The 6,046-nt window shown below is 72.5% G+C and carries 5 protein-coding genes; 1 reads left to right on the plus strand and 4 read right to left on the minus strand.

Annotated features, from left to right (window positions below; translation table 11 throughout):
• Window positions 1-393 precede the first annotated feature (393 nt).
• Window positions 394-1,665, minus strand: a complete 1,272-nt coding sequence (tyrS, locus tag ACFV6D_RS05400) for a tyrosine--tRNA ligase (protein ID WP_363378737.1) — start codon at window positions 1,663-1,665, stop codon at window positions 394-396.
• 292 nt (window positions 1,666-1,957) lie between these two features.
• On the opposite strand from tyrS, the gene ACFV6D_RS05405 reads away from it, so the two are divergent.
• Window positions 1,958-2,500, plus strand: coding sequence for an HNH endonuclease (locus ACFV6D_RS05405; protein WP_380558529.1), 543 nt, complete (start codon window positions 1,958-1,960; stop codon window positions 2,498-2,500).
• Window positions 2,501-2,533: 33 nt separating this feature from the next.
• Here the strand turns inward: ACFV6D_RS05405 and ACFV6D_RS05410 are convergent, their stop codons facing one another.
• The 3 genes from ACFV6D_RS05410 to ACFV6D_RS05420 form a co-directional block, all read right to left on the minus strand.
• Window positions 2,534-4,507 (minus strand): PQQ-binding-like beta-propeller repeat protein, encoded by a 1,974-nt coding sequence (locus ACFV6D_RS05410; RefSeq protein WP_380558532.1) that lies wholly within the window; start codon window positions 4,505-4,507, stop codon window positions 2,534-2,536.
• Window positions 4,508-4,601: 94 nt separating this feature from the next.
• Window positions 4,602-4,907: a 4a-hydroxytetrahydrobiopterin dehydratase gene (locus ACFV6D_RS05415; protein WP_063349639.1), complete on the minus strand. Its 306-nt coding sequence runs from the start codon at window positions 4,905-4,907 to the stop codon at window positions 4,602-4,604.
• A 127-nt stretch (window positions 4,908-5,034) separates the two neighbouring features.
• On the minus strand, window positions 5,035-5,793 hold the full coding sequence (locus tag ACFV6D_RS05420) for a sulfite exporter TauE/SafE family protein (RefSeq protein ID WP_380430275.1): 759 nt from the start codon (window positions 5,791-5,793) through the stop codon (window positions 5,035-5,037).
• Between the last annotated feature and the right edge of the window lie 253 nt (window positions 5,794-6,046).

Raw genomic sequence — 6,046 nt, forward strand, 5'->3', positions numbered from 1 at the left:
GGAACGGACACTTCCTTCGGACCGCCTTCCAGCGGGCCCTCCGGGCGCTTCGTTCTTTCGTGTTTCCAGCTTACCAGATGTTTTCCGCTCCGTTTTCCGGAGTTTCATTCATCCGATTTCCCGAACTGGTCGGGCCGCTTTCCGCGACGGCCTCCACATTAGCGCATTTCGGTTGTTACCCGAAATTCACACTCACCACGGTTGACGGAAATGCCAACAAACCCATGTCAATGGGAATCGAGGTGAGGGTGGGTCCCGCAGAGTGGGGTGGCCGCATCAGCGACTCGTTCAACACTAGGCCACCCGGACGACATCGTCAAACACTGAGGGCGGGATCCGGCTGGATCCCGCCCTCGTATGTCGAAGCCGCAGCTCAGCGGCGTCGTGTTTCGGTCACGCCGTAGCCGGAACCAACTCCGCCGCCGCCAGGTTGCGCTTGCCGCGGCGCAGCACGAGCCAGCGGCCGTGCAGCAGGTCGGCCTCAGCCGGCACCGCTTCCTCGTCCGTCACCTTGACGTTGTTGAGGTAGGCGCCGCCCTCCTTGACCGTGCGGCGGGCGGCCGAACGGCTCGGTGCCAAGCCGACGGCGACCAACAGGTCGACCACCGACTGGAGTTCGGCCACCTCGGCCTTCGGGACCTCGGACAAGGCGGCGGCCAGGGTCGGCGCCTCCAGGTCGGCGAGGTCGCCCTGTCCGAACAGCGCCTTGGACGCGGCGACCGCGCGCTCGTACTGCTCGGCGCCGTGGACGAGGGTGGTGAGCTCCTCGGCGAGGGCTCGCTGGGCGAGGCGGGCGGCGGGGCGCTCGGTGGTCTCGCGCTCCAGCTCCTCGATCTCCTCCTTCGAGCGGAAGCTGAAGATCCGCAGGAAGTTGGGGACGTCCCGGTCGTCCGCGTTCAGCCAGAACTGGTAGAAGGCGTACGGGGTGGTCAGCTCGGGGTCGAGCCAGACCGTGCCGGACTCGGTCTTGCCGAACTTGGTGCCGTCGGCCTTGACGATCAGCGGCGTGGCCAGCGCGTGCACGGACTTGGCGTCGGCCTTGCGGATCAGGTCCGTGCCGGCGGTCAGGTTGCCCCACTGGTCACTGCCACCGGTCTGCAGGGTGCAGCCGTAGCGACGGTTCAGCTCCAGGTAGTCCATGCCTTGCAGGATCTGGTAGCTGAACTCGGTGTAGCTGATACCCGCGTCGGAGTTGAGCCGTCGGGCGACGGCCTCCTTGGCGATCATGTTGTTGACGCGGAAGTACTTGCCCACGTCGCGCAGCAGGCTGATGGCCGACATCCCGGACGTCCAGTCCAGGTTGTTGACCATGCGCGCCGCGTAGGGGCCCTCGAAATCGAGGAATCGCGAGATCTGGCCCCGCAGTCGCTCGACCCAGCCGGCCACCGTCTCGGGGTCGTTGAGGACGCGCTCGGCGGTGGGCTTCGGGTCACCGATGAGGCCCGTGGCGCCGCCGACCAGGCCGAGCGGGAGGTTTCCCGCCTGCTGGATGCGGCGCATGGTGAGGATCTGCACGAGGTTGCCGAGGTGCAGGCTGGGGGCCGTCGGGTCGAAGCCGCAATAGAACGTGACCGGGCCGTCCGCGAACGCCTTGCGCAGTGCGTCCTCGTCGGTGGACAGGGCGATCAGCCCCCGCCACCGCAGCTCGTCGACGATGTCCGTCACGGTCACGCTTCTCCTTCGATCGGGCGCCCGCCCGGTGGCGGGCCCGGTTCTCTCGGACCCCGGGTCGGTACGACTCCAGCGTGGTAGAGCCTACGCGGTCGGGGCCAGCGGGTTTTCCCCGAGCGTCGTGCCGCATTCCTCCCCCGGCCCCTCCGGCGCCTGCCCGATACCGGAAATTCCGTTGTTCGTCGGCTGTGGGCCCGTTCAGAGTGGTGTCACCGCCGTGCGGCGGCAGTGACGTGTGTGGAGACGGTCGTGCCGCCGTGGCACGCCCACGGGAAGGGTGTGCCAAGTGCGCAACACGCTGGTTCTGAACGCGAGCTACGAGCCCCTGACGACGGTGTCGCTCCAGCGCGCCGTCGTCCTGGTGCTCCAGGACAAGGCGGTGGTGGAGCAGGCGCATCCGCTGCGCACGGTCCGGGGGACGGGCGTCAGCATCCCGGTGCCCCGGGTGATCAGGCTTCAGCGCTACGTGAGAGTGCCGTTCCGACAACAGGCGCCGTGGTCGCGGCGGGGTGTCCTGGCCCGGGACCAGCACCTGTGCGCGTACTGCGGGCGGCGGGCCACCACGGTGGACCACCTGCAGCCCAGGTCGCGCGGTGGGGAGGACAGCTGGTTGAACACCGTGGCCGCGTGCCCGGAGGACAACCAGCGCAAGGCGGACCGGACACCCGAGCAGGCCGGGATGAGGCTGCTGCGCCGGCCGTTCGTGCCGACCCCGCAGGCCACCCTCATGCTGGCGCTCGGCCTGCGCGGCTCGGAGGCCCGGGAGCTGGCCGACTGGCTGCCGGCCCTGCCGGGCCAGCCCGCTCCGACAGCCGTCCCGGCGGCGTGAACGCGGCCGCGAGCCGTGCCCGACGGGGGCGGGCTAGCCCTTCGCCTGGTAGCCCGCCGCCGTGCCGTAGTTGGCCGAGTGCTCGGGCATCACGAGCACCCGCCCGCCGCCGATCAGCACCCGCCCGGAGACCAGCAGCGAACCGGTGCCCTGCGGGAAGTTGCCGCCGGTCGCCTCCTGGCCGCCGGCCAGCGGGAACCGGCTGAGGCGGGCGGGCTGGTCGCGGCGTTCGTCGGCGGCGAGCACCAGCGCGCCGCCGTCGACGCCGACCGCCCGGACGGTGCCCTTGGCGGCGGTCGGCGCCTTCCAGCGCTGCTTGCCGGTGTCGAGGTCGTAACCGACCGCCGCGACCGGTCCGCCGCCGTTCGCCGGGACGAGCGTGGTGACCATCGTGCGGTTCTGGAAGAACACCTCGGGGGTGGCCGAGAACGTGCCGTGGGCGACGTCCAGCCAGCCGCCGTCGCCGACCACCGGGATCTCGGCGGCCGGGTCGCCGCCCGCGCCCCAGGCGAACACCCGGTCGTCCTCCGGCTTCTCGCCCGTGGTGAGGACGACGGACGGCTCGGCGGACAGCACGCTCACCGTCTTCGGCCGGTTGTTCAGGCCGCGCCACCAACTGACCTTGCCGTCCGCCGTGTTCAGTGCGACGGCCTGGTCGGCGGGGGTCGAGTCGGCGCAGGAGGAGGCGACCAGCACGGTCTTGCCGGTCACGCCGCCGGACAGGGTGCAGAACTTGCCCTGCCCGGTGTACTGCCAGACGTCCTTGCCGTCCGCGGACTCCCAGGCGACCGCCCGGTCGTCGCCGACCGCGATCACCTTGTCCTCGGTGACGCCGATCCGCGCGCCGTACGCACCCTTGGCGTCCGAGACGGTCTTCGTCCACGCGGTCTTGCCGGTCTTGGTGTCCACGGCGGCGACCAGCGTGCACGGGCTCTTCGGATCGGCCTGGGCCCGGAACAGCACCGCGCCCAGCCCCGCCTGGTTGACCCCCGCCGACAGCCCGCACGGGACGGCCCCGGCCGCCGGTGGCTCCACCGACCAGACGGGCTTGCCGGCCGCGGGGTCGTAGGCCCGCACACCGGCGGCGTCGGCGCGGACCACCGCATCGGCCAGCAGCCAGCTGCCGACCAGCGTGTCGTCACCCGACGACCCGGACGCGGCGGGCTGGGCGGACCACACCTTGGTGTGCGCGACGGCGAACCCGGGCTCCCCGCCGCTGGTCGCGGCCGCGCTGCCGCCACCCTCGGCCCCGACCATCAGGCCGGCCGCGACCAGCACGCCCAGCGCGGCCACCCCGGCGCCGGTGCGCACCAGCAGGGTCCGCCGGCTGGGCACGTGCTCGCCGGTGAGCACCGCCCCGGCGGCGGCCCGGGCCCTGGCCGAGAGCGAAGAGCCCGCCTGCGAAGAACCCGCCCCCGGAGAGCCCGCCTTCGGGGAGCCCGCCTTCGAGGACCTGCCCCGACGGGCGGCAGCCCGCGACGGCGCGACGGGCGCGGCCTCGGGCGTCGTACCCGGCTCGGGCTCCGGCTCCGTGGACGGCTCCACCGGAACGGGCTCGGCGTCCTGGATGTGCACGTACCCGTCGGCCGAGTACTCCGCTCCCACCGGGACGTACAGCCCCTCCCCCGCAGGCTGCTCCGGGACGGCGTACGGCGCGTACTGCTGCTGCCCGTGGTCCGGGTGCGGGTGGTACGGCTGGTACTGCCCCTCGGCGTAACCGCCCTGGACGTAGCCGCCCTGGACGTACCCGGTCTGCCCGTACTGCGGGTCCTGCCCGTACGGCGGGCCCTGCCCGTCCGGCTGCGGGTACGGCAGGTCCTGCCCGTACCCGCCCTGCCCGTACGCCCCCTGGCCGTAGCCCGACGTCGTCTGCCAGTACTCCTGCTGCGGGTGGTCCTGCGGGGGCTCCTGCGGCTGCGGCTCCTGGTGCCCGCCGACCGGCCAAGCCTGCTGGCCCTGGGGGTACCACGGCTGCTGCTGGGCGTCTCCGACGGGCTCCTGCGCCATCCGTTCCCGTCCCTCCCGAGCCGCCTGCCGATGCGGCAGTCAGCATCTCACGCCCGTTCGAGCGCGCCGCCCCGGCCTCGGGGGGTCCGGGAGGTCAGCCCGCGGACTCGGCGTTCAGCGCCTCGTCGATGCGGGCGGCCAGGGTGAAGTCCAGGCCGGTCAGCCCGCCCGCGCTGTGGGTGGAGAGGACGAAGCGCAGGGTGCGCCAGCGGATGTCGACATCGGGGTGGTGGTCGAGCGCCTCGGCCTGTTCGGCGACGGCGACGACCACCCGGATCGCCGCCGGAAAGTCGGGGGCGTCGGCGGCGCGGACGATGCCGTCGCCCTCCCTGGTCCACCGCGGCAGTGCGGCCAGGGCCGCCGTGATCTCGTCCTCGCTCAGCCGTGCCCTGCTGCTCATCGAAGCTCTTCCGTTCGTCGTCTCGCCGTCCGGTCAGGCGTGCACTGCGAGGAACATACCGAGCCGGGGCCCTGCGCACCGGACGACACAGCCGCTGCCGGACAGCCCCCGACGGCTGCTCAGCTCATCAGCTCAGCAGCAGTTTGGTGACCGCGACGAGGCCGACCACCACGATGATCCCGCGCAGCGCGGCCGGCGGCAGGCGGCGGCCGACCTTGGCGCCGAGCAGGCCGCCGACCAGCGAGCCCGCCGCGATCAGGCCGGCGGCCGCCCAGTTGACGGTGGAGGTGAACAGGAAGAACAGCGCGGCGACGCCGTTGACGACCATCGCCAGCGCGTTCTTCACGGCGTTGATCCGCTGCAGGTCCTCCTGGAGCAGCATGCCCATCAGCGCCAGCAGCAGGACGCCCTGCGCGGCGCCGAAGTAGCCGCCGTAGATGCCGGTGAGGAAGACGCCGACGAACAGCAGCAGGCCGCCGTCCGGGTCGACGTCGGGGCGGCGGCGGGCGGCGACCGCCTTGGCGACCCTGGGCTGGATCACCACCAGGACGAGGGCGAGCAGGATCAGTACCGGGACGATCGCGTCGAAGGCGCCCTTCGGCAGTCTGATCAGCAGCAGCGCACCGACCAGTCCGCCGAGCAGCGAGGCGGTGCCCAGGCGCAGCAGCCGGTGGCCCTGGCCGGCCAGCTCGCGGCGGTAGCCGATCACGCCGCTGAGCGAACCGGGCACCAGGCCGAAGGTGTTGGAGACGTTGGCGGTGACCGGCGGAATCCCGATGGCGAGCAGCACCGGGAACGTGATCAGCGTGCCGGAGCCGACGATCACGTTGATCATCCCGGCGCCGACGCCCGCCACCAGGACGGCGATGCCCTCCCAGAGCGTCATGGGTCACCTCTCCTCTCGGTCCTGTCCGGGGGGATCATGCCGGACGGCCCACCGGTCGGACCAGGGCCGCCCACGATTCGGGACGTACGCCACAACCGCCACACGCCACGACCGGCCACACGCCACGACCGCCACACGCCGGGGGGGGGGGGCCCCGGGGGGGGGGGGGGGGGGGCGCGGGGGGGCGGCGCGTAGCCGAGGAGGGTCGGGGAGAGAGGACCTGCGAGCGGGCAGCGCCAGCGGGCGCGGGCGC

The sequence above is a fragment of the Kitasatospora sp. NPDC059812 genome (assembly GCF_042732075.1).
Lineage (GTDB): Bacteria > Actinomycetota > Actinomycetes > Streptomycetales > Streptomycetaceae > Kitasatospora.

Coding starts and splice junctions, on each gene's coding strand:
- ACFV6D_RS05410 (WP_380558532.1), bottom strand. CDS start 4,507: ATGGCGCAGGAGCCCGTCGGAGACGCCCAGCAGCAGCCGTGGTACCCC.
- ACFV6D_RS05415 (WP_063349639.1), bottom strand. CDS start 4,907: ATGAGCAGCAGGGCACGGCTGAGCGAGGACGAGATCACGGCGGCCCTG.
- ACFV6D_RS05420 (WP_380430275.1), bottom strand. CDS start 5,793: ATGACGCTCTGGGAGGGCATCGCCGTCCTGGTGGCGGGCGTCGGCGCC.